Origin of the sequence: Kribbella sp. NPDC023972, assembly GCF_040639075.1 — a bacterium.
GTDB lineage: Bacteria > Actinomycetota > Actinomycetes > Propionibacteriales > Kribbellaceae > Kribbella.
Genome location: NZ_JBEZZH010000002.1, coordinates 459,822 through 486,782, shown reverse-complemented (window position 1 = coordinate 486,782; position 26,961 = coordinate 459,822). Strand labels below are relative to the sequence as shown.

Genomic DNA, 26,961 nt, shown 5'->3' with positions numbered 1-26,961 from the left:
CGATCACCGCATGAGTGGCGCGGTCAGGATCTTGTTGGTCGAGGACGATCTCGATATCGCGAATGCGCTGATACCCGCGTTGCGGCGATACGGCCTGATGGTGACACATGTCCGGACGGCCGCGGACGCCCTCGCGGCGGACCCTGGCGACCTGGTCCTGCTGGACCTCGGCCTGCCGGACGGGGACGGTATCAACGTGTGCCGGCAGATCCGCACGGTGTCGGACGTACCGGTGATCGCGGTGACGGCGCGCGGTGAGGCGGCCGACCGGGTTCGCGGGTTGCGCAGCGGCGCGGACGACTATGTGGTGAAACCGTTCGCGATCTCCGAACTGCTGGCCCGGATCGATGCTGTACTTCGTCGTACCGGCCTCTTGCAGCCCCGCCCCCGGGTGACCGTCGGCGACCTGACCGTGGACATCGAGGCCCGGACCGTCCAGGTCGCGGACAAGCCCATCGCCCTGACCCGCAAGGAGTTCGACGTGCTAGCTGTGCTGGCCGCTCACCACGGCCGGGTGGTCCCCCGCGAACAGGTCGCCCTGTACGCCTGGCAGTCGGTCTTCGAGGCCTCCTCGCGCACGATGGACGTGCACGTGGCCAGTCTGCGGGCCAAGCTCGGCCGGCCCGAACTGGTCCAGACCATCCGTGGCGTCGGCTACCGCCTGGGTTCGGACTGACCGTTGCGCCGTCGTCTGCTGCAGTCACTCGTACCGATGGTGGTCGTTCTCGCCATCGTGGCCGCCGTACCGCTGGCCAACTACATCGCCACCAGTACGTCGCGCACCTTGTTCCTGTCCCGCAGCAACGACGCGGACTGGTTCGCCACGATGGCGGAGTCGCCACTGCAGTCCGGTGACATCGCCAACCTGCGTGAGCTGGCCGTCCGCTACCACGAGCTCTACAACACCCCGGTGTTCGTCGTGGACGTCGACCGCAAGGTGGTGGCCACCTCTCGGTCCGGCGTGATCGTGGACGAGCCGGACCTCAAGATCGCCCTCGACAGCACGCTGGCCGGCCGGCTGCCCACTGAGCCGCCCGCCCTGTGGCCGTGGCGCACCGGCGAGATGGTGGTGGCCCGTCCGGTCGTCAACAACGGTCGCGTGCTCGGTGCCGCCGTCCTGCGGGTGCCGACCGAGAAGGCCCGTGACCAGGTGCAGCGCGGCCTGTGGCTGCTCCTCGGCGGTCTGCTGATCAGCATCGGCGCGATCGTCATCGGTATCGTCCGGCCGATCACCCGCTGGGTGCTGCGGCCGCTGAACGACCTGGACAACGCGACCCACCAGATCACTCGCGGCGCCCTCGACACCCGGGTGTCCACCGACGGACGCGCACCAGAGCTGCGACGACTCGGCGACAGCTTCAACTCGATGGCACTCAGCCTGCACCAGGCCCGCCAGCGTGAGCGCGAGTTCGTGGCCGACGCATCCCATCAGCTCCGGACGCCGCTCACCTCTGCACGCATTCACATCGAAGGCCTGTCCCGGCTGTCGCCGACGGCACGGTTCGCGCTCAGCGACATCGACCGGCTCGGCCGGATCGTCCAGCGACTGTCCCGGCTGGCCGGCTCGGACCGCCCCGGAGCCGATGCCGAGAGCAACGAAGAGCCGCTGGACCTGGCCCAGGCGGTCAAGGAGCGGCTGGTCGGCTGGAAGGCCGTGTACGCCGCCGACGACATGGAGCTCGTCATCGGCGACATGGTGCCGGGCGGTGTCGCCCCGGAGCTCGAGGTGGACGACATCCTCGACGTACTGCTCGACAACGCCTCCAAGTACGGCGCTCCGCCGGTGGAGGTGTCGGTGACCCGGGACGGCACCGAGGTGGTGCTGTCGGTCCGCGACCACGGCCTCGGGCTCGGGTCGCGCGATCTGAAGAAGGTCGGCGAGCGGTTCTGGCGCAGCGCGCACCACCGGGAGATGCCGGGTACCGGCCTGGGGCTGGCGATCGTCCGGTCCGAGGCGGCCCGGGTCGGCGGCCGCGTGGTCGCCCGCCCGCCGATCGGCGGCGGCCTGGTGATCGAGGTCCGCGTCCCCCTGATCGACGACTACGACGCCTGACGCAGGACGTCCGCGCACCCCGCGACGACGTACGCCCGCAGACAGCAGTACGTCGGCCCCGAGGACGGGTCAGATGTGGTTGGCGCGGTACCAGCGCTCGGCGGCCGGGTGCAGCGGGATCGGCATGGTGGCGATCGCCGAGCGCGGGTCGAGTGAGCCCGCCTCCTGGTGGGCCGCCATCAGGTCGTTCTGCCGGCGGAACATCGTGTTGACCGTCCACCAGGCCCATGAGTCGGACAGGTTCGGCCGGGCGATCAGGTAGTTCGGCACCGCCAGCGTCGGCACCGAATTGGCCAGGCCGTACACCGACGGCGGGATCGAGGAGACGATGTAGCCGCCGAACCGCTTGAGCGAGATCTCCTCCGCGACCACGCCGATGTCGACCAGCCGGAAGCCGACCGACGACTGCAGTTCCGCGATCGGCTTGGTCGGCAGGCCGCCGCTCCAGATCAGCGCGTCGATCCCCTGGCCCCTGCCCAGGTTGTTCGCCTTCCTCGCCAGCGACTTGACGGCGTCCTCGAGCGAGAGGTTGGTCGTCTTGACGTTCCTGAGCTTGGCCGTGGTCAGGATCAGGTCCGCCACCACTTTGGTCCCGGAGTTCATCGGACCGACGTTGACGGTCAGGCCGGACAGGTCCTTGAGGTTGACCGCGTCCGACGCAGTCGGCACCACGACGTGCACGTAGTTGTCGTACGTCCGGGCCAGGGCGGTGAACCTGAGCCCGCCGGAGCTGAAGGTCCCGGTGCCCTCGTACGCGTTGAGTGCGCTGTCCGAGGTGGTGAGCCCCATGTCGCACTTCATCCCGGCCACCCGCTGCAGGTTGTCCACCGAACCGTTGGTCTCGATGATCTGGAGCTCCATGCCGGTGACCTCGCTGACCAGTTTGGCCAGGCCGCCGCCGAAAGTGTTGTAGACGCCGTTCCTGTTGCCGGTCGCGAAAGTGGCCGGACCAGCCGGCGCGGGCTCGTCCGAGCGGCCGCGGGAGCAGCCCGGCACGAGCAGCGACGTCGCGGCGGCGGCACCGAGGCCGAGCACGCTTCGCCGGGTCAGTCCGGTCGGTTTGAGGAGGCCGTTCCCGGCAGGGGTCAGGAAGCGGGGGCGATCCATGCAGGACAACCTAAACGCCAACAGGTCCGAACCGGTAGCCACGCTGCCGGACCGCGACCTGACCGCTACCTGGAGTGCAACGATGAACTGCGTCTGGACGGGCCCGGGGTGGGTGTGACAGCGTTGTCATCGCAGCGGCCGCGTGGGTCGCGTGACAATCGCGGAGGATGATTTCGTGCACGACGACCGTCAACTCATCGAGGAGCGGCTCCAGCGCGCCCTGCGGGAGCGGATCCGCCCCGCGATCTACGGCGCGGCGGTCCCGCTGGACGTCCAGGTATGGCACGCCCCGGGTGAGCCGGTGCCGCCTGCCGAGGCGCTCGCGGCGACGTACGAGCCGGCCGCGATCGGGCTGCCCTGGGGGCCTGCCTGGGGTACCGCGTGGTTCAAGTTCAGCGGCCAGGTGCCGTCCGAGTGGGCCGGCAGTGAGATCGAGGCCGTCGTCGACCTCGGCTTCAGCGGTGGCCCCGGGTTCTCCGCGGAAGGCCTGATCCACACCACCTCCGGCGTACCGCTCAAGGGTCTGCACCCACGCCAGACCTACGCCCCGCTGTCGATCCTCGGCCCCGACGGTACGGCGGCCTCGCCTGGCGACCGGATCGAGTTCTACGTCGAGGCCGCGGCCAACCCCGAAGTGCTGGGGTCGAACGCGTTCGCCCCGACCGACATCGGCAGCAAGCCCGAGCCGGGCGGTACGCCGATCTACCGGCTGGCCCGCGCCGACCTGGCCGTCTTCAACGCCGAGGTGTGGGACCTGATCCTCGACCTGGAGGCGCTCGACGGCCTGCAGCAGCAACTGTCCCCGCAGGAGCCCCGCCGCCGCGAGATCCTGCGTGCGCTCAGCCGCGCGCTGGACGCGCTGGACTACGAGAATGTCGCCGGCACCGCGGCGGACGCCCGCGCCCAGTTGACCGACGTACTGAGCCGCCCGGCGCACGCGAGCGCTCACCAGCTGTCCGCGGTCGGCCACGCGCACATCGACTCGGCCTGGCTCTGGCCGCTGCGCGAGACCCGCCGCAAAGTGGCCCGGACGGTCTCCAACGTCGCCACCCTGGCGCAGGAGTACCCCGAGCTCGTCTTCGCGTTCTCCCAGGCGCAGCAGCACGCCTGGGTGAAGGAGAACTACCCCGAGGTGTGGGAGCGGCTGAAGAAGGCCGTTGCCGACGGCACCATCGTTCCGGTGGGCGGTATGTGGGTCGAGTCGGACACCAACCTGCCCGGCAGCGAGGCGCTGGCCCGTCAGTTCGTGCACGGCAAGAAGTTCTTCCTGGACGAGTACGGCATCGACACCCAGGAGGTCTGGCTGCCGGACTCGTTCGGCTACACCGCGGCGCTGCCGCAGCTGGTGAAGCTGTCCGGGTCGAAGTGGTTCCTGACCCAGAAGATCTCCTGGAACAAGGAGAACAGGTTCCCGCACCACACGTTCTGGTGGGAGGGTCTCGACGGCACCCGGGTGTTCACCCACTTCCCGCCGATCGACACCTACAACTCCGACCTGTCCGGCCGCGAGCTGGCGCACGCGCAGCGCAACTTCGCCGAGAACGGCGCCGCGACCCGCTCGCTGGTGCCGTTCGGGTACGGCGACGGCGGTGGCGGCCCCACCCGCGAGTTCGTCGCGACCGCGCGCCGGGTGGCGAACCTGGAGTCCTCGCCGCGGGTCACCATCGAGTCTCCGACCGAGTTCTTCGCCGCGGCGGAGGAGGAGTACCGCGACCACGCGCCGGTCTGGTCGGGTGAGCTCTACCTGGAGATCCACCGGGCCACGTACACCTCGCAGGCCAAGACCAAGCAGGGCAACCGGCGCAGCGAGCACCTGCTCCGCGAGGCCGAGCTGTGGTCCGCCGCGGCCGTGGTCGCCGGCAAGCTGGACGCGTACCCGTACGAGGACCTGGACCGGATCTGGAAGGCAGTACTGCTGAACCAGTTCCACGACATCCTGCCGGGCAGCTCGATCTCGTGGGTGCACCGCGAGGCCGAGGCGACGTACGCGAAGCTGGCCGCGGAGCTCGAGGCGATCATCGCCAAGGCTCAGCAGGCGCTGGCCGGTGAGGGGTCGGCCCAGATCGTCTTCAACGCCGCGCCACACAGCCGCAACGGCATCGCCGGCCTGGGCGCCGGTGTCGCGACCGGCGAGGGCCAGGCGGTGACGGTGCAGGACGGCGTACTGGACAACGGGCGGATCCGGGTCACCATCGACGAGCGTGGCCTGATCACCTCCCTGTACGACGTGGAGGCCGGCCGCGAGGTGATCGCACCAGGTGCCGTGGGCAACCTTCTGCAGCTGCACGTGGACACCCCGAACCACTGGGACGCCTGGGACGTCGACTCGTTCTACAAGAACAACGTCCGCGACGTGACTGAGGTGGACAGTGTCGACTTCAGCACCGCCGAGGGTGTCGCGACGGTGGTGGTGAAGCGGTCCTTCAACCGGTCCAGCGTGACCCAGACGCTGCGCCTGCGCCCGGGCACCAAGCGGGTCGACATCGAGACCACAATCGACTGGCACGAGGCGGAGAAGTTCCTCAAGGCGGCGTACCCGGTGGACGTGCACGCCGACCGGTCGGCCTCGGAGACCCAGTTCGGGCACATCTTCCGGCCGACCCACCAGAACACGTCGTGGGACGCGGCGAAGTTCGAGATCGCGGCTCACCGCTGGGTGCACGTCGGCGAGCCGGGGTACGGCGTCGCCGTGGTCAACGACTCGACCTACGGTCACGACATCAACCGGACCGCCCGCGAGGACGGCGGCACGACCACCACGATCCGTACGTCGCTGATCCGCGCGCCGCGGTTCCCCGACCCGCAGACCGACCAGGGCGTGCACACCGTCAACCACGCGCTGGTGGTCGGCGCCGGTATCCCGGAGGCGGTCGAGGAGGGTTACCGAATCAACCTGCCCGAGCGGGTCGTCACCGGGTCCGACGGGGTCGAACCACTCGTTGCCATCGACAACGGCAACGTGATCGTCGAGGCGCTGAAGCTGGCCGACGACCAGTCCGGCGACGTCGTCGTCCGCCTCTACGAGTCCAGCGGCGGCCGCTCCCGTGCCACCCTCACCCCGTCCTTCGGGGTCGCGTCCGTGGCCGAGGTCGACCTGCTGGAGCGCCACCTCGCGGACCGCGAGCTGACCGACGGCGGCGTCTCCTTCGAGCTCCGCCCCTTCCAGATCCTCACCCTCCGCCTCAAGCGCTCCTGACCCACCCGACGGGCCCGCCCTCCCCCAGGCGGCCCCGTCCCCATTTGCCTGGTTGACCCAGCAAATGAGGGGTTTGCCACCCTGGTTCCGGGTGGCAAACCCCCAAAACAGCTGGTCCACCAGCCAAATGCCGGTCGGTGCGCAACTGCGGCGACTTTCTGGCCGAAGGAGGCGCTGGATCGGGGTCGATCCGGTGCGGGACGACCAGCGGCCGGCCCCGGCGTTGTCGCATTCGACGCCCGGCGTTCACCCGGCTGACGTAGCTTGGCTGAGTAGCTCGGATTGGCCCCGGCTAGGAGGTGGCATGGCCTCGACACCCTTGCTCGGTTCGCGAACGCTCGATCGGCAGACGGCTCGGACGCTGCCGCCCGGCCCGCGGTACCCGACGCTGGCGCAGACCTTGCTGTTCGCGAGTCACCGCAAGACGTTCTTCCCCCGGATGCGTGAGCGGTACGGCGACGTGTTCACGATCCGGCTGGTCCCGTCCAGCCGCGTGGTCGTCGTACTGAGCAGGCCGGAGCACATCCGGGAGGTGTTCGGCAGTCCGCCGTCGGTGATGCACGCGGGTGAGGGCAACACCGTGCTGGAACCGATCATGGGCTCACACTCGTTGCTGCTGCTCGACGACGAGGACCACGTCCGGATGCGCCGCCAGCTGATGCCGGCCTTCTCCGGGCAGGCGTTGCGCGGGTACGCCGGGATGGTGCATGAACTGGCCCGTGCCGAGGTCGGGACCTGGCCGACCGGCAAGCCGTTCAAGCTGCACCAGCGAATGCGGGACCTGACCCTGGAGGTGATCCTCCAGGTCGTCTTCGGCGTGACCGACTCGGACCGGCTGAACCAGCTCCGGCCGCTGCTGGACAAGATCGTCTCGGTGTCACCGGTGATCATGCTCGGCGGGTTCTACCCGGCCCTGCTCCGGGTGCCGCCGTGGCGGACGTACCTGACCGTCCAGCGCCAGGTCGACGAGATCCTGTCCGACGAGATCGCCCGGCGCCGCGGGGATCTTGCCGGACGCAACGACGTACTGTCCAAGCTGCTTGCCGCGGGCAACTGGTCGGACGTGGAGCTGCGGGACCAGCTGGTCACCTTGCTGCTGGCCGGTCACGAGACCACCGCGACGGCGCTGGCCTGGGCTTTCCACGAGCTCGCCCGGCGGCCGGAGGAGTTGGCGTTCGGCCGGCGGGCGGCGGACGCGGGTGCCGACGAGGAGCTCGAGGCGATCGTCAAGGAGGCGATGCGGTTGCATCCGGTCGTCTACCAGGTCGGCCGCCGGCTCACCGAGACCGCCGACGTCGCGGGCTACCGGCTGCCCCGCGGTACGACGATCATGGCGGCGATCGGGCTGGTACACCGCGACGGCGAACACTTCCCGGCGCCCGAAGACTTCCGCCCCCAGCGCTTCCTGGCCGACGACCCGCCGGCCCCCGGCACCTGGATCCCCTTCGGCGGCGGCGCCCGCCGCTGCATCGGCGCCGGCTTCTCCCTGATGGAAGCCACCGAAATCCTCCGCGCCGCTCTCACCACCTACAACTTCCACGCCCCCACGCCCGCCCCCGAACCCACCAAACCCAAGAACGTAACCCTGGTCCCCGCCCGCGGAGCCGAGGTAGTCGCCACCCGGCGCTGACCTCCCGCAACCACCACCCGCCTGTGCAGCTAGTCGGTCGTCCGGGTGGGTGAGCCGGTAGATGTTCGCCGGCCGGCACCCAGGCACCCGAGGCACCGGACCCGCCCACGCCTGCCACCACCCGCCGGCCGAGCACAGCCCTAGCCTGCGCCCCGGCAGCTGAGATGCCCGGCGGGCCACGCCTGCTGCACCCGGCCGAGCGGAGCGGGGGGTGGTGGGGTCAGTTTTCGGGGTCGCCTACGTCGCCCAGGTCCACGTCACGGTAGGAGGGGAGGTCGGACTCGTCGTCGGCTTCGAGTTCGAAGGTTTCTTCGTCGTCCACTACGTGGACGGCGGCCTCCTCGGCGGAGGCGGCGGCGCCGTCGAAGCCGACGTCCTCGGCGACCAGGTCCTTCTCCTCGTCGCCGTGGGCGCCTTCATCGGGGGCGACCAGCCGGCCGGAGCGCTCGACCCCGACCTCGGGACCGCCGACGTCCTCGCCGTCCTCGGCGTACGGGTCCACGTCCGGCTCCTCCTGCGCGATCCGCTGGTCCAGCGACTCGCCCTGCAGCGCCTCCTCGGCCGTCGTACCGAAGCCTTCGCCCGCGGACCACTTCTCCGGCGGCGAGTAGCCCTCGTCGAGCAAATCGTCCACACCCCGGTCGTTCAGGGTGTCCTCCGGCTGCAGCTGGTCCTCGTCGTCCACGCTGTAGCTGCCGTAGTCCTCGCGGTTGTTCTCCGTCATGCCTCCACCTCGCTGGCGCTCGGCTCCGGCACGACGGAGATCTCCACTGTGCCTCTTATTCGCTCGCTACGCTCACTCATGCCTCCACCTCGCTGGCGCTCGGCTCCGGCACGACAGAGATCTCCACTGTGCCTCTTGTTCGCTCGCTACGCTCACTCATGCCTCCACCTCGCTGGCGCTCGGCTCCGGCACGACGGAGATCTCCACTGTGCCTCTTGTTCGCTCGCTACGCTCACTCATGCCCCCACCCTTCCCGTCAAGCCCGGGTGAATCAAGCCGGAGCGCGCACCGGGGACAATGGGGTCCGTGGATCCGGTCAGGCTGACGTTGGAGCAGTTGCGGGAGCTGCGCGACGACATCGCGCCGCAGGCCGCTCGCCGCTCGCGGGCCTCGGTCCGCCGCCGGGTGGACCGGTGGCGGGACCGGCTCTTCTTCATCGCCCAGTGCGCCCTCGCCGCCGGCGTGGCGTGGGCACTGGCCCGGTACGTCGTCGGCCACCCGCAACCGTTCTTCGCGCCGGTCGCGGCGATGATCTGCCTCGGGTTCAGCTTCGGTCAGCGGCTGCGCCGGGTCGCCGAGGTGATGGTCGGCGTGGCGGTCGGCGTCGGTGTCGGAGATCTGTTCGTCGCGGTCTTCGGGACCGGTTTCGCGCAGATCATCTTCGTCGTCGCGCTGGCCATGAGTGTGGCGGTCCTGCTCGGTGCCGGCACGCTGATGACCACACAGGCCGGGGTCCAGGCCGCGATCGTCACCACCCTGCTGCCGAACCCGGGCGCCGGATTCAGCCGCTGGCTCGACGCGGCGCTCGGCGGCGTGGTCGCACTGGCCGCCGCCACGATCGCCCCGGCCGCGGCGATCAGGCGCCCGAGGCAACAAGCTTCCGAGGTACTGACCGAGCTGTCCGAGATCCTGATCGAGACCGCCGACGGCCTGCGGGACAAGGACGAGAAGGCGGTCACCGACGCGCTCCGCCGGGCCCGGGCCAGCGAGTCGATGCTGGACGATCTGCGGAGCGCGGCCGACGAGGGCGTCGCGGTGGTCCGGCTGTCGCCGTTCCGCCGCCGGCATCGCGGCCGGGTCCAGCAGATCGCGGATCTCGTCGTACCGCTGGACCGGGCGATCCGGAACATCAGAGTCCTGGTCCGCCGATGCGCGGTGTCGGTGTGGCGGGACGAGCAGATGCCGGCCGAGTACCCGGTGCTGCTCGAGCGGCTCGCCGACGGCACCCGGCTGATCGCCGAGTCGCTGTTCGAACCGGCCGCGGACCAGGCCGCGCACCGCGTCCTGGGCGAGCTCGGCCGCCGTACGGCGGAGATGCCGTTGCCGGCCGGGTTGTCGGCCGTGGTGGTGCTCGGCCAGATCCGGTCCACCGTGATCGACCTGCTCGAACTCACCGGTACGTCGTACGACGAAGCCCGCAAACTGGTTCCGCTCCGCCTCGACGGACTGGATGAGAAGTAGGTCACATCAAAAGTTTGGCCGGATCCTCGTCATAACCGGGGTGGGCGTGCGTCTCACTGGCATGACGATCCACCGACTGATGACCGCGATCGCCACCGAGCAGGTTCGCCTGCGGGGTGATGAGCAGGTCGTTGACCCGAGCAACCAGACCATCGACGACCGGAGCGACACCGCCGCCGAGCAGTAACTGGCGCGTACCGGACGAATGGATCCAGGCGGCCCCCGGACGGTCTTGCCCACCGAGCCAGACCGCACGGACATCGCACACGAAAGCAGAGGCGCCCAGTGCGAGGCGCCGCCGGATCCGTTGCCGGTGCACCGCGACTTCGGGTGCACCGCAAACCACCCGCCGGCTGTCCTGACGCCGCTTGCGCGAGGCTCAGGCCAGACCGCCGGGTGGTTTTTTTGTTGCTGTAAGCTATCAAATTGGTTGCTTTAGGCCACCGTTACCTCAGTGGTGACCGAGTTGGCGATGAAGCATTCCAGGTGGGCCCGGTGGTGCATCCGCTCGAGCGCCTCGGCATCCGGCTCCGGGCCGCCCCAGACGATCTTCGGGTGCAGGGTCACCTGGGTGATGGCCAGCCGGCCGGCCTCGTTCTTCGCCATCACACCGACCGCGTGGTCGTCGTACGCGTCGACGACCAGGCGCTTGCGGGCCGCGATCGCCAGGAAGGTCAGCATGTGGCAGGACGACAGCGCCGCCACGAACGCCTCCTCCGGGTCGACCGGGCCCGGGTTGCCCAGATACGTCGGGTTGGCCGACGCCGGCACCGTGATCCCGCCGTCGAAGCGCCACTCGTGATCGCGGTTGTAGGTGTCGTAGGTGAACTCGTGCTCACCGCGACTCCAGCTGACATCGACCACGTGCTCCGACATGCTCAGCTCACCTCTCCGAGACATTCCCCCGGCACCACTTCGGCGCCGACACAGGATTGCATCGTACGGCGTTGTCGCCAGGCAGCTTCGCCACGAAGTCGCTGTCGTAGCGGGCCGCCATCCCAGCCACCGGGAAGTCGGTGGTCACGATCTGGGCACCGCTGGCCAGCGCGATCCCGACCCGGCTCGTCTCGTTCGCCCGGATCGTCGCCAGCGGCTCGTCCGACCGGGTGCGGATCAGGTAGCCCTTCGACACCAGCCGCTGGATCTCGGCCTGGTTGGCGCCGCGTGGGTCGTTCACCTGGGTGACCGCGGCGTCCGGCTCGCCCTCCGGACCGCGGGTGAACACCGCCCGGCCTTCCAGGTTCGGCGTGCCGGTCCGGTAGAGGTCGCGGATCGCGCCGGGACCGCCGTTGTCGAAGTAGAACAGGACCTGGCCGCGGACCGAGTCGAGCTTCGGCCAGCCCTTGGTCAGGACCGACTGCTCCAGCGTCAGGCCGGGCTTACGTACGTCGTCCGGGGTGAGCAGCTCCTGCTCGGAGAACACCGACCGGATCTCAGCGTCGATCCGGTCCAGGTTCGCCGCGTCCCACGGCGGCGACTGCACACCGCCGGCCGCGACCACCTTCGGGTCGGACTGCTTGAGCTCGAGGCTGATCGTGATCGGTGTGTGGTCCGGGTTCCGGTCGGACCAGCTCTTCACCTGCTGCAGGCAGAGCACGAGGGTGTCGCAACTGCTGTTGTAGTCGAAGTCCGGAATGTGCATGACTTTCGTGCCCGGCTGCGCCATCGCCGGGTCGGTGAGCGGTCCCTGCCCCGTCAGCTTACGGATCAGCGGGTAGGTGTAGAGCCCGCCGTTCGGGTCCGGGAGCAGATCCAGCTCGAGGGTGCGGATGTTCTGGTCCTCCAGCTGCGCCGGGATCGCGGCGTGCGAGTACCAGAGGTCGACCGATCCGGGGTTCTGCGCCTGCTGGACCTTCTGCTCGGCCGGGCTGAGCTCGCGGTGGTACGAGTTGTGCGAGCCGATCATCTGGAGCTGGTTGAACCGCAGTCCCGCGCCGTCGGCGGACTGGGTGGGCTCGGGGGTTGTTGTGGACGTGAGCGCCGTACCGGCCAGTCCGGACGCGGCGATCGCGGCGGAGGCCAGGCCGGCGACCACCGTTCTGCTCATGCGCATGGCGGAAGTTCCCCTCCTGTGGGCGGACACCAGGTTGTCGGTCGGCGATGGTGACGCCGATCTGACGGCAATCTGTCACATCCGGGTGGCAAAGTTGTCCCCCCAGAAGATGGACAATGAGCGAATGGTGACATCGGGGGCGTATCCACTGCGCCGGACGCCGACCCAGGACCGGGCCAGCAAGCAGGTCGAGCGGATCCTGGACGCGGCCTGTGCCGAAGTGGTCGAACGCGGGTACGACGCCGCGTCGACGAGCGGGATCGCGAAACGCGCGGAGATCGCGGTCGGGAGTGTGTACCGGTACTTCCCGGACAAGCGGAGCCTGATCCAGGCGATCGAGCGCCGGAACCAGGCGCGGTACACCGAGGCGGTCCGGGACCGGCTGACGGAGGTGTCGACCTGGCGGCAGGCGGTGGACGTCACGCTGGACACGTTCCGTGAGATGCACCGGACCGACCCGGGGTTCAAGGCTGTGGTGCTGAGCGGCCTGGGCGACCCGGACCTGGAGGCGAAGCCGGGCGAGTTCGACGACCAGCACGCCGACGAGTTCGCCGAGCTGCTCACGTCACGCTTCGGCGCCCGCGACAGCCGCGAGTTCCGGTTGGCCGTCACGTTGAGCATCACCATGGGTGAAGCTCTCGCCCACCTGGCCGACCGCCTGGATCCAGCTGAGGCGGAGTACGTGCTGTCCCAAGGGCGCCCGACGCTCCACAGACTGCTCGAGCCGCACCTGCCGTCCTGACAAGCAAATGCCGCCCAGCGGCGGCTCACCTGCTTGAGCCGGGGTGGCTCAAGCAGGTGGTTGAACTGGAAAGCCCTCGCTCGAGGCGAGGGACTGGACCACCGTCAAGTGGTGGTCGAGGACTCCGTCCCGAACCTTCCTGTTCAGGGCTGTGGAACAGGGTCCGCGTTGCGCGGACCCAGCTGCGGCCAGTGGCTGACCCGGCCGGCGATGCGAGCCCGGCGGGGCGTCCGGACGTCGTAGCTGACGATGACCCGGTCGCCCTTGGTGTAAGCGATCCTGCTGCCCACCGGAAGCCGGCGGGAGACCTCGAACGGGCCCTCACCGCGGCGGGTGCAGTACTCGACCGTGACCTCCGTGTATTCCGTCGGTACGCCGCCGTCCAGCTGACCGCGGACCGGGCCACGAACCCGGATCACCTGACCGGCCGTCTTCTCTTCTGTGCCCGAGGGGATTTCGTCCCGCCGGACACCGGCGAGCACATCCAGCACGATGCATGCCGTGACCAGCAGCACCAGGCCGAACCCACCGAGTACAACGATCGTCAACATGGCACTCACCCCCGACGCGCCGCCCGCGAGCGACGCGGTCGTATTGTCGAAACTGCCTCGCGCGGCCCTTGCCGCACAACGGTGAGACGCCACCCGGAGGTCGTCGGTTCCCAGGTCCTGACAAACTTTCTGACCAGTCAGTTGCCGCCCATGCCGAACTGGTACTGCGGCGGCACCGGCCGGTTGGTGCCGAGGGCCTCTTCGGTCTCAACCCACAGGTCCGCGAGCGGATTGGCACCCTCCCGAACGGTCGGCAACTGGATGCCGTCAGCCAGCAATTCGTGAGCGGTCCGCGGGTCGCCGGTCAGTAGTGCGTGACGGATCCGCAACAAGTGGATGCGCGGATCATCCGCGACCGGGGCAGGGATGCGGTCGAGCATGCGATCAGCACGCGGTACGTCGACGTCGAGCGCCGCAGCGACCGCCTCGGCCTGCAACTCAACCAAGTCAGGCACCAACTCGGCCGCTCGCTCGTAGTACGACAGCTCACCGGTGACGAACCCGAGGTTCCGCAATGCCCACGGGTTGTCGCCGGCCTGAAGCCAGGCATCCACCGCACCCGCGATGTCACCGGCGTAGTGCCGCGCCACGCCCCGGTGATACCAGACGAGCCAGTTGTCCTCAGCCTTCTCCAGCAGTTCCTTCCAGCTCACCAGAGTCCCATCCGGCACGGCGTCCGCCGCCGGCAGCCGCCCGTCGAGCAACGGCAGCCAAGCGCGTTCCCGCGACGTCATCGTCTCCTCGGCGAACGGCGTACCGGCCGACACCCTCCAGCCCGTGCGGAGCAGCTCGAGCGCGCCCCAGCCCGACCCGATGGCCAACTGCTCGACCGGCGCCGCGTCCACCACCGTCAACCATGCGCGTTCACGATCCGGCAGCTGATCGAGCACTGGGCGCAGTACCTGGGTGCCTGCGGTCCGGGCGGTTGTCCAGTCGTCCGCGTGCGCGGCTGTTGGGTCCATGGACATGCGGCCATAGGCCTCCAGCCAGTGCCAGTTTGTTGCGGCGGGCAACTTCAGGTGTTCCATCTGGGTTCGCGCCAGTCCAGCCTGGATCTCGGCGTACCCATGACCTTGCAGACCCGGCGACAACCATTCCTGCCATCGCCGCCCGCCGGTGCCCTCACCCCAGACGAACAGCTTCCGGCCTTTCAGCCGGTCGGTCGATGCTTGGGCAAGGCCGTTTCCGTCGGCGTCCACGGAGGCGATCCACGGCCGTTCGCCGGCGAGCGGCTCGAAGAAGAAGTCCACCGCTCGGCCGTGTCGCATCGGATAGGTGAGGTCTGCGTCTTCATACAGAGGTACGTCGATGAGGTCCAGACGCTTGCCATACCCGAAGCGCCAGGCCTGGTCGGCCGGGACCAGCACGCGGGTCGACGGGGACTGCTCGACCGCGATGTTCGACCACCAGTACGCCGGGACGTCCTCAGCGGATGGGTTCTGCACCCGGACGCCGACGTACAGGAACTCCGAGTCGGCCGGCAGCCAGAAGTCCAGCTGGGTGACGAGGTTCCTGGTCCGTTCCAGCTCCCACAGACGTAGTACCGGCGTACCGTCCGGACCTTCGACGCGGGCGGCGTGCATCGGTTCGCACGTGCCGGTCCAGTGGCCGGTGCTACCGACGTTCCACTCGACGCCGCCGGCCCACCAGGCGTTGCGCAAGGCGAGGTTCGCGGGCTGGAAGACCGGGTTGCGATAGAGCAGTTCCGCACCGCTCGCCTTGTGGACGAGGGAGTAGAGACGACCGCCCACACCCGGCAGCACGGTGGCCTGGAGGTGGTCGTTCTCCAGCACCAGCGCGGGGAAGGCCCGGTCGGCCAGCGAGCGGTCGTACCCGTCCTGGTTCAAGCACGGCAGCGGGCTGTGCAGCCGCCCGTACTGGATGTTCTCGCGCAGTTCGTCGGGCAGGTCGGCGAGATTCTGGACCTGGTGCAGCTCCTGCTGGCTGCGCAGTGGCGCGAGCGGGTTCTCCGGCCCTAGTGAGGCGGAGGGCAGCACGAGATCATGCGCGGAAAGGATCGTCACGAGTCCCATCCTGACAACTTTGCGCAGTTGCGTCTATCGCTGCCCGCTGTCCGCTATACATGGACCACCTACCTGCTGAGGGGACAACCATGGACGCGGATGTGATCGTCGTCGGGGCGGGACTGGCCGGGCTGGCCGCGACCGCCGAGCTGGCCGACGCGGGCCGGAAGGTGCTGCTGCTGGACCAGGAACCGGAGGCCTCGCTCGGCGGGCAGGCGTTCTGGTCGTTCGGCGGGCTGATGTTCGTCGACTCTCCCGAGCAACGCCGGATGGGGATCAAGGACTCGCGCGATCTCGCGCTGCAGGACTGGCTCGGCTCGGCCGGGTTCGACCGGCTGGACGACGAGGACAAGTGGGCCCGCCAGTGGGCCGAGGCGTACGTCGACTTCGCGGCCGGCGAGAAGCGGCCGTGGCTGCACGCCCAGGGAGTGCGGTTCTTCCCGGTGGTCGGCTGGGCCGAGCGCGGCGGTTACAACGCCGACGGTCATGGGAACTCGGTGCCGCGGTTCCACATCACCTGGGGCACCGGGCCCGGCCTGGTCGCGCCGTTCGAGCGCCGGGTCCGGGAGGCGCAGGAGAAGGGCCTGGTGGAGTTCCGCTTCCGGCATCGAGTCGACGAGCTGACCGTCACCGGCGGGGTCGTCGACGGCGTCGCGGGCAAGGTGCTGGAGCCGAGTGACGTCGAGCGCGGCGTGGCCAGTTCCCGGACCGAGGTCGGTGACTTCAGCCTCACCGCACAGGCGGTCATCGTGACGTCCGGCGGCATCGGCGGCAACCACGACCTGGTCCGGGCGCAGTGGCCGAAGCGGATGGGCGAGCCGCCGAAGCGGATGATCTCCGGCGTACCCGCGCACGTGGACGGCCGGATGCTGGCGATCACCGAGAAGGCCGGCGGCCGGTACGTGAACCGGGACCGGATGTGGCACTACACCGAAGGCATCCAGAACTGGGACCCGATCTGGCCGATGCACGGCATCCGGATCCTGCCCGGCCCGTCGTCACTGTGGTTCGATGCCACCGGCAAGCGACTGCCGGTGCCGCTGTTCCCCGGCTTCGACACCCTCGGCACGCTCGAGCACATCATGCGGACCGGGCACGACTACACCTGGTTCGTGCTCACCCAGAAGATCATCGAGAAGGAGTTCGCCCTCTCCGGCCAGGAGCAGAACCCGGACCTGACCGGGAAGGACATCCGCGGCGTGCTCGGCCGGGCCCGCGGCGGCGCGACCGCGCCGGTGCGCGCGTTCATGGAGAAGGGCTCGGACTTCATCGTCCGCGCCAACCTGCCCGACCTGGTCCGCGGGATGAACGACCTGACCGGTGACAACCTGATCGATCTGGACGACCTGGAGCGCCAGATCGTCGCCCGCGACCGCGAGCTGGCCAACACCTTCACCAAGGACCTGCAGATCACCGCATTGCGCGGTGCCCGGAACTACCGCGGCGACAAGCTGATCCGGGTCGCGCCGCCGCACCGGATCCTCGACCCCAAGGCCGGCCCGCTGATCGCCGTACGGCTGAACATCCTCACCCGCAAGTCGCTCGGCGGGCTGCAGACCGATCTGGAGTCGCGGGTGCTGCGGGCCGACGGCTCGCCGTTGCCCGGCGCCTATGCGGCGGGCGAGGTGGCCGGCTTCGGCGGCGGCGGCATCCACGGCTACCGCTCGCTCGAAGGCACCTTCGTCGGCGGCTGCCTCTTCACCGGCCGTACGGCGGGACGCGCGGCAGCCAAGGCGGTCAGCTGACACATGGCTGACGTCATCTATCAGCACAGGCCGGTGTCGCGCCGGATGTGGCTGTTGCCGATTGTGCTCTGGATCGCAGCGACCGTTGCCATGCTGCTCACCTCACAGGTCGAGCTCGACACGTTCCAGGTGACTGTCTCAGTGATCGGGCCCGGTGCATTGTTCGGCATCTGGCTGCTCACCCTGTGGTCCATCAACCGGTACGGCGCGGTCACGCTCACCCGCGAGAGTCTGCGGGTTGGGCGGCACACCATCGCGGTTGCCGAGATCGAGCCCCAGTGGGTGCGGATGCTGGCCGGCAGGGCCGACCCCGCACTCGCTCAGCGCATCGCGCCGCACCACGTCTCGGCCGAGCGGCAAGCACGCAGGGATCGCGGTCAGTTGCTGGGCGGGGCGTACGGCACCGTACTCGGTGATGATCTGGTGACCCTCGAGCTGCACGGCAGCGGGCAGCGGCGGGTGAGTGTTCCGACCCGCGACCGCCGAGGATTGCTGGCCGGCTTGGTCACCGCACTCGATCAGCCGGAGTAGGCCGAGACGCCAGGTCGGCACAACGAGGTGTGTGTCGTCATCCCATACCCGGCGGAGGAGGCGGCTTCTAGCGTGACGCCATGCGCCGCCTCGCCTTGCTCTCAGCCGTCCTCCTGCTGACCGGTGTGACCGTGCCGGCCAGCGCCCATCGACAGGTCCGCGTCCCCGGTGCCGAGTATCAACAGGTCGCGCACCTCGACGACCTGACCACGACCGGCACCGTCGCTTCCGGCCACACCAACCCGGCCGACTACGCCGGGCTCACGCACTCCGGCCTCCAGACACCACCGTCCGTACCCGGTGTCCAGATCGACGGGTACTTCCCAGACACGTCGCGCACGAACTCCAACCACGGCTGGAACCACGACTCCCAGTTCGTCATCCGGCTGCCGAAGAAGTGGAACGGCGGTCTGGTGGTCTCCGGATCGCCTGGTGTGCGAGCGCAGTACGCGAACGACAAAGCGATCTCGGACTACGTTCTCTCGCTGGGTTACGCGTACGCCGGGACGGACAAAGGCAACACGGGTGCGGCGTTCCACACCGACGGTGTCCGGCCAGGTGACGCGATCGTCGAATGGAACCTGCGCACCACCCAACTGGCGAAAGCTGCCCGCGCCACGGTTGCGCAGTACTACGGCCGGGCAGCACGCGAGGTGGTTGCCGCAGGCATCTCGAACGGCGGGTACCTGGTCCGCTGGCAACTCGAGAACCACCCCGAGCTCTACACCCGCGGCGTCGATCTCGAAGGCACGCTCTGGACCGCGAAGGGCCCGAACCTGTTCACCTTCCTGCCGCCGGCAATCAGGGGCTACGAGCAACAATCACCGGAGCTCATCGCGAAGGCCGGTTTCGATCCGCGCTCGGAGTTCCTCTGGGACTACCACTACTCGGTCTACTGGAAGCTGACCCAGCGCATCTACGCCGCCGAGCTCGACCCGAGCTATACGGGCACGGAAGCGGACTACGACTACGCGTCACGACCGCAGGCGCGGAAGGCGGTCCAGCGGATCGCCCTGACCGGAAAGATCGGCAAGCCGCTCGTCACCATCCACGGCACGTACGACAGCCTGCTGCCCATCACGCAGGACTCGGACGTGTACGCCGCCATGGCCCGCCGCACGGGCCTGCACACGTACGAGCGGGTCGAGGCAGGCAACCACGTCGACGGACTCGTCGACGCCTACCCCGACCGGCTGGTCCCCCTGGTTCCCCTGCTGCAGCAGGCGATTGCTCAGACCAGCCGGGAGCGGTAGCGACCGAGGATGACGTCCCACTGATCCGGCGGGGACTGGGTCAGTTCCTCGATCATGGTCATCGCGTCGGCGGGGCTCGCGATGGCCAGGTGGCGGGCGGATTCGCTGCCGCTGTTGCGGAAGCCGTGCACGCGGCCCGGCGGGATGAGCACCGTCGAACCCGCCGGAGCCGTGACCCAGCTGTCGTCGATCAGGTAGTCGATGTCACCAGTCAGGACATAGAAGACCTCTTCGTACTCGTCGTGAACGTGCCCGGGGAACCCGCCGCCCGGCGGCACTTCCGATTCGAGCATCCCGATCAGCCGGCCGCCGGCGTGCGGGCCGGCCTTGACCGTCGGCCGGGTAGGACCGGCCTGGAGCGCGCGGCCGTCTCCCGCCGCGACCACCCCACTGGCCGGCGCACGCGCGAACCGCGACTCGCTACCCATGCCTCGATGGTCCGCCCGCTCGGCCGGCTACGCCAGCGCGAGTCGATGCTCAGCCGACTCCGGCTGGCGACAGGTCTCCGGTTGGAGCACCCGCGCGGATCCTGGCGATCATGTCGTCGACTGTGATCACCTGGGCGAAGACCATCGACAGGCTCGCGCAGGTCGCCCGCTGCAGCTCGTCGGCGGGCACGCCTGCCATTTCCTTGGTGGCCGTCCCGTCACTCAGGAAGAACACCCGGAAGTCGCGTTGGGCCGCTTCCCGGGCGGTGGTGTCACAGCAGATGTTGGTGGCGATGCCGGAGATGATCACGGTGTCGACGCCGCGCGAACGCAGGACAAGGTCGAGATCGGTGCCGTGGAAGGCGCCGTAGCGCGGTTTGCTCAGGATGACGTCGCGGTCGTCGACCTCCAGCGAGCTGTGCAGTTCCGCGGCCTCGAACCCCTCGGTGTACAGCTCGATCATGAACGGCGGAACGATTTCCGCCATCACGCCGAGATTCGAGCCGTCGGGCCGCATCCACCCTCTGGTGTGAACCACCAGCATCCCGGCGTCCCGGCAGGCCGCGGCCAACTCGTTGATCCGGGCCACCAGGGCCGGCCCCTCGGGCGAGGCCAGCGGGCTGCCCTCGACGAAGCAGTTCTGCAGGTCGACGTTGATCAGGGCGGCCCGAGCCGGAGTGAACGTGAAGTCAGTCATGGTGCTGCCTCCGATCGGCCGGGCCCGCCAGTCGCAGCAGGTACAGCCTGACTGTATGGGTACAGTGCTACTGTATTGAGATGAGCGAGACTGTCAAGAGGTCCCGGCCCCCGCGCACTCGCCGGGCCGAGCAGGCCGCCCAGACCCGGCGCCGGATCGTCGACGCCGCGGCCGACCTCTTCACCGATCTGGGCTACTCGGCGACGACGATCGAGGCGATCGCGGGACGCGCGGATGTCGCGGTCGAGACCGTGTACAGCCGCTTCCGGAGCAAGGCCGGGCTGCTCGACGCGATCCTCGGGCCGGCCATCACCGGCACCGCGGACCGGCGGGGATTCTTTGACAGCCCCGAGCTCGTCGAGGTCCGCGCCTGCACAGATCAACGCCGCCAGATCCGGCTGCTCGCCCACTGGTCGCGCACAGTCCTGCAGCGAACCGCGCGGATCCATCGGATCCTGCAGACCGCGGCCGCGTCCGACCCGAAGGCCGCGGAGTTGCAGGAGAGCGACCGGGCCAGCCGCCGGCGCGGCCAGGCCACCTACATCGACATGCTGATGGCGAACGGTCCGCTCCGGCTGACGCACGCCGACGCCACCGACACCTACGCGGTGCTGGCCAATCCCGAGACGTATGCGCTCTTGACCGAGCAGCAGGGCCGGACCCCCGAGCAATTCGAGGAATGGCTCGCCGACAGCCTGGACCGGCTGCTGTTGCCTTAGAACACCATCGTGAGGAGATCCGCGAACAGTTCCTGTTCGTCGATCTCCAGGCCGCGGTTGGTGAACCAGGTGGCCATGTTGTGGCAGTCGCGCAGCAGGAAGTCCATCCCCTTCGGGTTGCCGACGATGTCGACCACCTGCGGGAGATCGATCATCACGATCCGCTCTCCCTGGGCCAGGACGTTGTACGGCGACAGGTCGCCGTGGGCCAACCCCGCCCTGGCCAACTCGCGCATCCCGTCGCGCAACTGCTCGAAGTACTGACCGAGCAGGTCCTTCGGCGGCCGGACCTGGGCGAGCCGTGGCGCGGCCCCGCCCTCACCGTCGTCGATGAACTCCATCAACAGCTCGGTGCCGTCCACCTGGACCGGGTACGGCACCGGGACGCCGGCCTTCCACAACCGGCACAACGCGTCCCACTCGGCGTACGCCCACTGCCCCGCGGCGACGCTGCGACCGTGAGCGGTCTTCCTCGCCATCGCGCGGCTGTCCCGGCTGTTCCGGGTCCGGCGGCCTTCGACGTACGACGTACTGCGGTGGAACGACCGGTGTTCCTCGGTGCGGTACCGCTTGGCGGCGAGCAGCGAGGACCGGGCCGGGTTGTCGCCGATGGCTTCGACGGCCCGCTCGACCAGGAAGACGTCGGCTTCCTTGCCGGTTTTGAGGACGCCGAGCTCGGTGTCGATCGCAGCCTGTTCCGTCACCACCCAGGCCGGGCGGGGATCAGGTCCGCGAGAACCGCGCTCGACGTCCAGCCAGGTGGACCAGCGCTGATCCGGGCCGAGAGTCTCGTCGACCGCCTGGAACTGGAAGACGAAGGCGTCGGCCGGATCGGGTTGCGACTCGTCGCTGGTGAAGTCTGCCCAGCGCGCGTCGAGGTCAGAGAGTTCTGAGTCGGTACGAAAGACGTCGGAAGACATCTGGAGTGCTCCTGAACGGTGAGGTGGGACTGACGCGGACATGCCGCAGCACAGTGATTGCCATCCGTCAGCCCTCCTTAGGTCCAGGCAGCGCTCGTCGCCGCACGGGTCGCATCAGGATGCCGGGCGGCGGCCCGGCGGCGCAACCTATTTATCGGCGGCGCCCGCTAGCTGAACTGCGAACGCGCGGTCGGCCGCAACCGCAGCTCCTGGGCCGGCTTGGCCGAGCGGCAGACGAGCTCCGGCAAGACCTTCCGCTGCCAGTCCGGCGACGCCGCCAGCCGCCGGCGGTGCTCGTCGTACGCCGCCGCACCCGGGAACCGGGCGAACCAGGCCAGCACCACCTCGTCCCGCAGCGGCAGCGCGGGAAAGTTGTTCTCGGCAACCAATGTCTCGAAGACCGCGACCGGCTCGGCACCGCTCGCCACCAGGGCCGGTACGACGTGATCGGTGAAGAACTCGACGAACCCGTCGTCCGGCGCACCACGGTGATACACCGCCCCGCCGATCACCGACTCGGGGATCCCCGTCGTGCCGATCGGAGCACGGGGCGAGTCGAGTCGCGGATAGCCGTCCCGGAGCTCCAGCGGCTTGAGCAGCAGGGCGTTGTCCGAGTCGATCATCGTCCGGTTCGCGGTCGCGGCGTGCTCTCGCCACACCGGTCCGCCGTAGAACGCGGTCAAGGCAGCGGCGCGCGCGGGCAGATCCGCGAAACCGCGGATCCAGACGAACCGGTCCGGGTCGTCGAGATCGCGGAACTGGCCCACGATGTGCATGCCGGTCGCCTCCTGTGCTTCGACCAGGTGCTCGTCGAACACGTCGATCAGGGTGTCCCGCTGTCCCGGATGCAGCGTGTACTGCCGCAGGTCCACCACTGCGCAGCACTCGTCCATCGTCTTCTCCTCGGCTCGGCCACGCTCAGTCAAGCACGCATACCTGACGGTGTCTGTCAGTGAATACGCCGTTTGCCCCGTCCGCGCACGGGCACCGGAAGTGCAGCACGGGGAGTTAAGCCGCCGGGCGCCCGCCCGGCCCTAGAGATTGGAAGGACCATGGGTCTCATCCTGTGGATCATCGCGGCGATCCTCGTCATTGCCGGGATTGTCTCTCTCGTCCGTGGCCAGTTGCTGTGGGGCGCTGCTCTGATCGTGATCGGCCTGCTGGTCGGTCCTGGTGGCGTCAGCATCTTCACCTGACCGCCAAGACGTACGGCGTCGCCCCACGCAGCTCCCGCGTGGGGCGACGCCCTGTAGCGTCACCCCATGGGAGCCATCGGGGAGACCATCCCGATCGACGTGGCGCGCCGGATCGCGCTGAACGCACAGGGCTTCGCGGACCCGCGTCCGTCGGGACGCGTCGACGCCCGTCACCTCCGTCGGGTGATCGATCGCATCGGCGTACTGCAGGTCGACTCGGTCAACGTCCTGTGCCGCTCGCACTACCTGCCACTGTTCGCCCGCCTCGGCCCGTACCCACGGACGACGCTGGATCGGATGTGCTGGGATGCGGACCGCGAGCTGTTCGAGTTCTTCTGGGGTCACAAGGCGAGCCTGATCCCCTTGAGCAGCTATCCCTTGTTCCGCTGGCGAATGCGCGCGGCCGAACGACAGAGCTGGGACCCCTCCGCCGACCTGGACCCCGGCCTCACCGCGCCATGGTCGGTCGTCACCGGTATGCGTCGGCTGACCATCGAACGGCCCGGGTACGTCGACGCCGTACTGGCCCTGGTCACCGAACGCGGCCCGGTCACGGCCGGCGAAGCGAGCCCCGACGGCGTACGGCGGAACCGGACGGACCCGGACCCGGATCCCACCACCGGCACGATGTGGAACTGGCAGGACGCCAAGATCGCGATCGAGTACCTGTTCTGCGCGGGCCGTGTGGCGATCGCCGGGCGACGCAACTTCGAGCGGCTCTACGACCTCACCGAGCGGGTTCTGCCGTCCCAGCCGGAGCTGAGCGCCGACGAGGCCCGGCGCGAGCTGGTCCGGATCTCGGCCCGCACCCTCGGGGTCGCGACCGCGCGCGAGTTGTGCGGAGCCGGCACCGGCCACTTTCCGTTGCCTACCGCAACCGCCAGGCAGGTGATCGGTGAGCTCGTCGAGGCCGGCGACCTCGTCCCGGTCCGCGTCGAGGGGGTCAAGCAGCAGAGTTACCTGTGGTCCGGAGCCGAGGAGCGGCCGGTCCAGGCCCGGGCGCTGCTGTCACCGTTCGACACCCTGATCTGGAACCGGGACCGGACCCATCACCTGTTCGACTTCTTCTACCGGATCAGCATCTACACGCCCGCGGCCCAGCGCGTCCACGGGTACTACGTCCTACCGTTCCTGTTGGGTGATCGGCTCGTCGCCCGCGTCGACCTGAAGGCCGATCGCCGGAACTCCGCGCTGATCGTCCCGACCGTCACGGCCGAGCCCGGCGTACCCGACGCGGACATCGTCGAACCGCTCGCGGCCGAGCTCAGCCTGATTGCCTCCTGGCTGGAGCTCGACCGTGTGCTGGTGACCGCCGACAGCAGGCTCGGCAAAGCCCTGGCCGGTGCATAGGGCGGCGACCGCGGGGCACCGGACGGGCATTGAAGTCGATGTGCTCGGGAGACGAACGTGAAGATCGGATACTTCCTGTCCAGTGAGGAATACACACCGGCCCAGCTGATCGAGCAGGCACGGCTGGCCGAGGAGGCCGGGTTCGACGGTCTCTGGATCAGCGACCACTTCCATCCCTGGAACGACGAGCAGGGGCAGAGCGCGTTCGTCTGGTCGACCATCGGGGCGATCTCCCAGGTCTGTGAGCTGCCGGTGACCACCGCGGTCACCTGCCCGACGGTCCGGACCCACCCGGCGATCATCGCGCAGGCCGCCGCGACCAGTGCCGTCCTGCTGAACGGGCGGTTCACCCTCGGTATCGGCTCTGGTGAGGCGCTCAACGAGCACATCCTCGGCAGCGTCTGGCCGACGGTCGACGTACGGCTGGAGATGCTCGAGGAGGCGGTCGAGATCATGCGGCGGCTGTGGACCGAGGACGGGTTCGTCACGCACCGCGGCAAGCACTACACCGTCGACACGGCGCGGATCTACACCCGGCCGGAGACGCCGCTGCCGATCTACATGTCCGGGTTCGGGCCGCAGGCGACCGATGTCGCGGCGCGGATCGCGGACGGGTACATCACCACGTCGCCGGATGCCGAGATGCTGCAGCGCTTCCGGGACAACGGTGGTGGCGACAAGCCGGCGCAGGTGGGGTTCAAGGTCAGCTACGCACCGACCGAGGAAGAGGGTATCGAACAGGCGCACCGGATCTGGCGCAACTCGGGTCTGCCGGGTGAGTTGTCGCAGGTGCTGCCGTCGCCGCGGCACTTCGAACAGGCCAGCCAGCTGGTGACCAAGGAGTCGACCGCGCAGTCGGTCACCGCCGGGGCGAAGGCGGACGCGCACGTGGACGCGTTCAAGCCGTACATCGAGGCCGGTTTCGACGAGATCTACGTGGCGAACATGGGCCCGCACTCGATCGACATGATGAACCTGTACCGCACCGAGGTGCTGCCCGAGGTACGCCGGATCGCTCGCTAGGCCATCAGCCACCGCCCAGGAGTCCGGCGGCGACCCGCAGGTCGTCGACGAAGAGCGCGAAGTCGCGACGGTACTCCCGCGATCGGATCACCGAGGACGGATGCACCGTCGCGACCGCGGACCGGCCGTCCGGAAGCTCTTGCGGCCGGCCGCGCTGTTCGGTGACTTTGAACCCGGGTCCGAAGACCGCCCGTGCCGCGACCGCGCCGAGCACCACCACCAGGGCCGGTTTGACCACTTCCAGCTCGCGATCCAGCCAGGGATGGCAGGCCGAGATGTGACCGGCGCCCGGAGTCTTGTGGATCCGGCGCTTGCCCTGCCGTTCGAACCGGAAGTGCTTGACAGCGTTGGTCAGGTACACCGTCGAGCGATCGATGCCCGCCTCCGCCAGGGCCTTGTCCAGCAGCCGACCGGCCGGGCCGACGAAGACATGTCCTTCCTTGTCCTCCACGTCCCCTGGTTGTTCACCGATCAACATCATCCGCGCCCGCGCCGGTCCCTCCCCCGGGACGACGCGTTCGGCGTACTCGTAGAGATCGCAACCGCGGCACTCGGGGAGTGCGGCGGTGAGCTTCTTCAGGCCGCCCTCGGACGGCACCCATGCCGATGCGCCGGTGAACTTGCTCACGGCTCGCCGGTGCCCAGTTCAAACAGCTGTAACACCCCGGGGGTTGAAAGCGGCGGCCGAGTTTGATCTGGTGGGGGTAAGTGGTTCAGCCTTGACGCCACGCCGCAGGACGACACACGACGAGGTCCCTCACCGTGACGATCGCACCTGTCAGCACTGCCGATGCGAAGCAGCGCATCGCCGAAACCACGCAGGCACTACTGGCCGAGGCCGACAGCACCCCGGACCCACGCCGCCAGGAACTGCTCGACGAAGTCGTCATCCTGAACGCGCCGGTGGCCCGCTCGATCGCCTCGCGCTATCGCAGTAAAGGGGTCGACCCGGACGATCTCGAGCAGGTCGCCTACCTCGGTCTGGTCAAGGCGGCCAACGGGTATCGGCTCGACGCCTCCACGGCCTTCCTGGCGTACGCCGTACCGACGATCAGAGGCGAGCTGAAGCGCTACTTCCGCGACTGTGCGTGGACCGTCCGGCCACCACGCCGGGTCCAGGAGATGCAAGGCTCCATCGCCGCCGCCGAACCTGAGCTCACCCAGCGCCTCGGTCACCTCCCCACCGACCAGGAGACGGCCGAGGCGCTCGGCACGGAGCCCGAGGAAGTGGTGGAGGCCACCTCGATCCGCGCCTGTTTCACCACGCTGTCGCTGGACGCCCCGGGCGCGGTCGACGGCGGCACCAACCTGCTCGACACGGTCGCGGACTCCGAGGACGGCTACGAGCTGGTCGAGAACGTCCACACCCTGACGCCGGCCGTCTCCTCGCTGGCCGACCGCGACAAGCGCATCCTCGAGCTGCGCTTCCGCAACGGCCTCACCCAGGAAGAGATCGGGAACGAGCTGGGCGTCAGCCAGATGCAGGTCTCCCGCCTGCTCCGCGGCATCCTCGACCGCCTCCGCACCCAACTCGCCGAACCCGCACGCCAGGTCTGAC

The 26,961-nt window shown here is 69.0% G+C and carries 26 protein-coding genes; 15 read left to right on the top strand and 11 right to left on the bottom strand.

Features of this window, described 5'->3' with window-relative positions; translation table 11 throughout:
• Positions 1 to 10: 10 nt before the first annotated feature.
• Both AB0F43_RS11460 and AB0F43_RS11455 read left to right on the top strand, forming a co-directional pair.
• Entirely contained in the window at positions 11 to 676 is a 666-nt protein-coding gene (locus tag AB0F43_RS11460; RefSeq protein ID WP_360473910.1) for a response regulator transcription factor, read from the top strand.
• A gap of 36 nt (positions 677 to 712) precedes the next feature.
• Positions 713 to 2,053, top strand: coding sequence for a HAMP domain-containing sensor histidine kinase (locus AB0F43_RS11455; protein WP_360473908.1), 1,341 nt, complete (start codon positions 713 to 715; stop codon positions 2,051 to 2,053).
• A gap of 69 nt (positions 2,054 to 2,122) precedes the next feature.
• Here the strand turns inward: AB0F43_RS11455 and AB0F43_RS11450 are convergent, their stop codons facing one another.
• Positions 2,123 to 3,160 carry a TAXI family TRAP transporter solute-binding subunit gene (locus AB0F43_RS11450; RefSeq protein ID WP_360473906.1) on the bottom strand — a complete coding sequence of 346 codons (1,038 nt, stop codon included), beginning with the start codon at positions 3,158 to 3,160 and terminating at the stop codon, positions 2,123 to 2,125.
• A 175-nt stretch (positions 3,161 to 3,335) separates the two neighbouring features.
• Between AB0F43_RS11450 and AB0F43_RS11445 the strand changes: the two genes are divergently transcribed.
• Together AB0F43_RS11445 and AB0F43_RS11440 are read left to right on the top strand one after the other, a co-directional pair.
• Positions 3,336 to 6,356 (top strand): glycoside hydrolase family 38 C-terminal domain-containing protein, encoded by a 3,021-nt coding sequence (locus AB0F43_RS11445; RefSeq protein WP_360473904.1) that lies wholly within the window; start codon positions 3,336 to 3,338, stop codon positions 6,354 to 6,356.
• Between the two features lie 304 nt (positions 6,357 to 6,660).
• The gene (locus AB0F43_RS11440; RefSeq protein ID WP_360473902.1) at positions 6,661 to 7,986 is read left to right on the top strand and encodes a cytochrome P450; all 1,326 of its coding nucleotides are present in this window, start codon (positions 6,661 to 6,663) and stop codon (positions 7,984 to 7,986) included.
• Between the two features lie 220 nt (positions 7,987 to 8,206).
• Here the strand turns inward: AB0F43_RS11440 and AB0F43_RS11435 are convergent, their stop codons facing one another.
• Positions 8,207 to 8,710 carry a DUF5709 domain-containing protein gene (locus tag AB0F43_RS11435; protein WP_360473898.1) on the bottom strand — a complete coding sequence of 168 codons (504 nt, stop codon included), beginning with the start codon at positions 8,708 to 8,710 and terminating at the stop codon, positions 8,207 to 8,209.
• A 306-nt stretch (positions 8,711 to 9,016) separates the two neighbouring features.
• On the opposite strand from AB0F43_RS11435, the gene AB0F43_RS11430 reads away from it, so the two are divergent.
• Complete coding sequence (locus AB0F43_RS11430) at positions 9,017 to 10,171, top strand: FUSC family protein (protein WP_360473896.1); 1,155 nt, start codon at positions 9,017 to 9,019, stop codon at positions 10,169 to 10,171.
• Between the two features lie 61 nt (positions 10,172 to 10,232).
• Positions 10,233 to 10,358 carry a hypothetical protein gene (locus AB0F43_RS11425; protein ID WP_360473894.1) on the top strand — a complete coding sequence of 42 codons (126 nt, stop codon included), beginning with the start codon at positions 10,233 to 10,235 and terminating at the stop codon, positions 10,356 to 10,358.
• 248 nt (positions 10,359 to 10,606) lie between these two features.
• Here AB0F43_RS11425 and AB0F43_RS11420 read toward each other — a convergent pair whose 3' ends face one another.
• A complete protein-coding gene (locus AB0F43_RS11420; RefSeq protein ID WP_360473892.1) occupies positions 10,607 to 11,047 on the bottom strand; it encodes an OsmC family protein in 441 nt (146 codons plus the stop codon).
• 7 nt (positions 11,048 to 11,054) lie between these two features.
• Positions 11,055 to 12,218, bottom strand: coding sequence for a phosphatidylinositol-specific phospholipase C1-like protein (locus AB0F43_RS11415; protein ID WP_360473890.1), 1,164 nt, complete (start codon positions 12,216 to 12,218; stop codon positions 11,055 to 11,057).
• A gap of 130 nt (positions 12,219 to 12,348) precedes the next feature.
• Between AB0F43_RS11415 and AB0F43_RS11410 the strand changes: the two genes are divergently transcribed.
• Positions 12,349 to 12,966 (top strand): TetR/AcrR family transcriptional regulator, encoded by a 618-nt coding sequence (locus tag AB0F43_RS11410; RefSeq protein WP_360473888.1) that lies wholly within the window; start codon positions 12,349 to 12,351, stop codon positions 12,964 to 12,966.
• 143 nt (positions 12,967 to 13,109) lie between these two features.
• Here the strand turns inward: AB0F43_RS11410 and AB0F43_RS11405 are convergent, their stop codons facing one another.
• Positions 13,110 to 13,517: a DUF3592 domain-containing protein gene (locus AB0F43_RS11405; protein WP_360473886.1), complete on the bottom strand. Its 408-nt coding sequence runs from the start codon at positions 13,515 to 13,517 to the stop codon at positions 13,110 to 13,112.
• Positions 13,518 to 13,654: 137 nt separating this feature from the next.
• A complete protein-coding gene (locus AB0F43_RS11400; RefSeq protein ID WP_360473884.1) occupies positions 13,655 to 15,541 on the bottom strand; it encodes a DUF5107 domain-containing protein in 1,887 nt (628 codons plus the stop codon).
• Between the two features lie 89 nt (positions 15,542 to 15,630).
• On the opposite strand from AB0F43_RS11400, the gene AB0F43_RS11395 reads away from it, so the two are divergent.
• The 3 genes from AB0F43_RS11395 (at position 15,631) to AB0F43_RS11385 (ending at position 19,070) form a co-directional block, all read left to right on the top strand.
• A complete protein-coding gene (locus AB0F43_RS11395) occupies positions 15,631 to 17,286 on the top strand; it encodes an FAD-binding dehydrogenase (protein ID WP_360473882.1) in 1,656 nt (551 codons plus the stop codon).
• 3 nt (positions 17,287 to 17,289) lie between these two features.
• On the top strand, positions 17,290 to 17,817 hold the full coding sequence (locus tag AB0F43_RS11390; protein WP_360473880.1) for a hypothetical protein: 528 nt from the start codon (positions 17,290 to 17,292) through the stop codon (positions 17,815 to 17,817).
• 80 nt (positions 17,818 to 17,897) lie between these two features.
• Positions 17,898 to 19,070 (top strand): prolyl oligopeptidase family serine peptidase, encoded by a 1,173-nt coding sequence (locus AB0F43_RS11385; protein ID WP_360473878.1) that lies wholly within the window; start codon positions 17,898 to 17,900, stop codon positions 19,068 to 19,070.
• Here the strand turns inward: AB0F43_RS11385 and AB0F43_RS11380 are convergent.
• Positions 19,049 to 19,498, bottom strand: a complete 450-nt coding sequence (locus tag AB0F43_RS11380) for a cupin domain-containing protein (RefSeq protein ID WP_360473876.1) — start codon at positions 19,496 to 19,498, stop codon at positions 19,049 to 19,051. The genes AB0F43_RS11385 and AB0F43_RS11380 overlap by 22 nt on opposite strands.
• 49 nt (positions 19,499 to 19,547) lie before the next feature.
• On the bottom strand, positions 19,548 to 20,195 hold the full coding sequence (locus tag AB0F43_RS11375) for an isochorismatase family cysteine hydrolase (RefSeq protein ID WP_360473874.1): 648 nt from the start codon (positions 20,193 to 20,195) through the stop codon (positions 19,548 to 19,550).
• Between the two features lie 80 nt (positions 20,196 to 20,275).
• Between AB0F43_RS11375 and AB0F43_RS11370 the strand changes: the two genes are divergently transcribed.
• Positions 20,276 to 20,914 (top strand): helix-turn-helix domain-containing protein, encoded by a 639-nt coding sequence (locus tag AB0F43_RS11370; protein WP_360473872.1) that lies wholly within the window; start codon positions 20,276 to 20,278, stop codon positions 20,912 to 20,914.
• On the opposite strand, the gene AB0F43_RS11365 is transcribed toward AB0F43_RS11370, so the two are convergent.
• Positions 20,911 to 21,834 (bottom strand): RIO1 family regulatory kinase/ATPase, encoded by a 924-nt coding sequence (locus tag AB0F43_RS11365; protein ID WP_360473870.1) that lies wholly within the window; start codon positions 21,832 to 21,834, stop codon positions 20,911 to 20,913. The genes AB0F43_RS11370 and AB0F43_RS11365 overlap by 4 nt on opposite strands.
• Positions 21,835 to 22,001: 167 nt before the next feature.
• On the bottom strand, positions 22,002 to 22,760 hold the full coding sequence (locus tag AB0F43_RS11360) for an NIPSNAP family protein (RefSeq protein WP_360473868.1): 759 nt from the start codon (positions 22,758 to 22,760) through the stop codon (positions 22,002 to 22,004).
• A 126-nt stretch (positions 22,761 to 22,886) separates the two neighbouring features.
• On the opposite strand from AB0F43_RS11360, the gene AB0F43_RS11355 reads away from it, so the two are divergent.
• The 3 genes from AB0F43_RS11355 (at position 22,887) to AB0F43_RS11345 (ending at position 25,403) form a co-directional block, all read left to right on the top strand.
• Complete coding sequence (locus tag AB0F43_RS11355) at positions 22,887 to 23,030, top strand: GPGG-motif small membrane protein (protein ID WP_165949278.1); 144 nt, start codon at positions 22,887 to 22,889, stop codon at positions 23,028 to 23,030.
• A gap of 66 nt (positions 23,031 to 23,096) precedes the next feature.
• On the top strand, positions 23,097 to 24,380 hold the full coding sequence (locus AB0F43_RS11350; RefSeq protein ID WP_360473866.1) for a crosslink repair DNA glycosylase YcaQ family protein: 1,284 nt from the start codon (positions 23,097 to 23,099) through the stop codon (positions 24,378 to 24,380).
• Between the two features lie 57 nt (positions 24,381 to 24,437).
• A complete protein-coding gene (locus AB0F43_RS11345) occupies positions 24,438 to 25,403 on the top strand; it encodes a TIGR03557 family F420-dependent LLM class oxidoreductase (protein ID WP_360473864.1) in 966 nt (321 codons plus the stop codon).
• Between the two features lie 4 nt (positions 25,404 to 25,407).
• Here the strand turns inward: AB0F43_RS11345 and AB0F43_RS11340 are convergent, their stop codons facing one another.
• Positions 25,408 to 26,031 (bottom strand): UdgX family uracil-DNA binding protein, encoded by a 624-nt coding sequence (locus AB0F43_RS11340; RefSeq protein WP_360473862.1) that lies wholly within the window; start codon positions 26,029 to 26,031, stop codon positions 25,408 to 25,410.
• A 134-nt stretch (positions 26,032 to 26,165) separates the two neighbouring features.
• On the opposite strand from AB0F43_RS11340, the gene AB0F43_RS11335 reads away from it, so the two are divergent.
• Positions 26,166 to 26,960 (top strand): sigma-70 family RNA polymerase sigma factor, encoded by a 795-nt coding sequence (locus AB0F43_RS11335; RefSeq protein WP_360473860.1) that lies wholly within the window; start codon positions 26,166 to 26,168, stop codon positions 26,958 to 26,960.
• Position 26,961 lies beyond the last annotated feature (1 nt).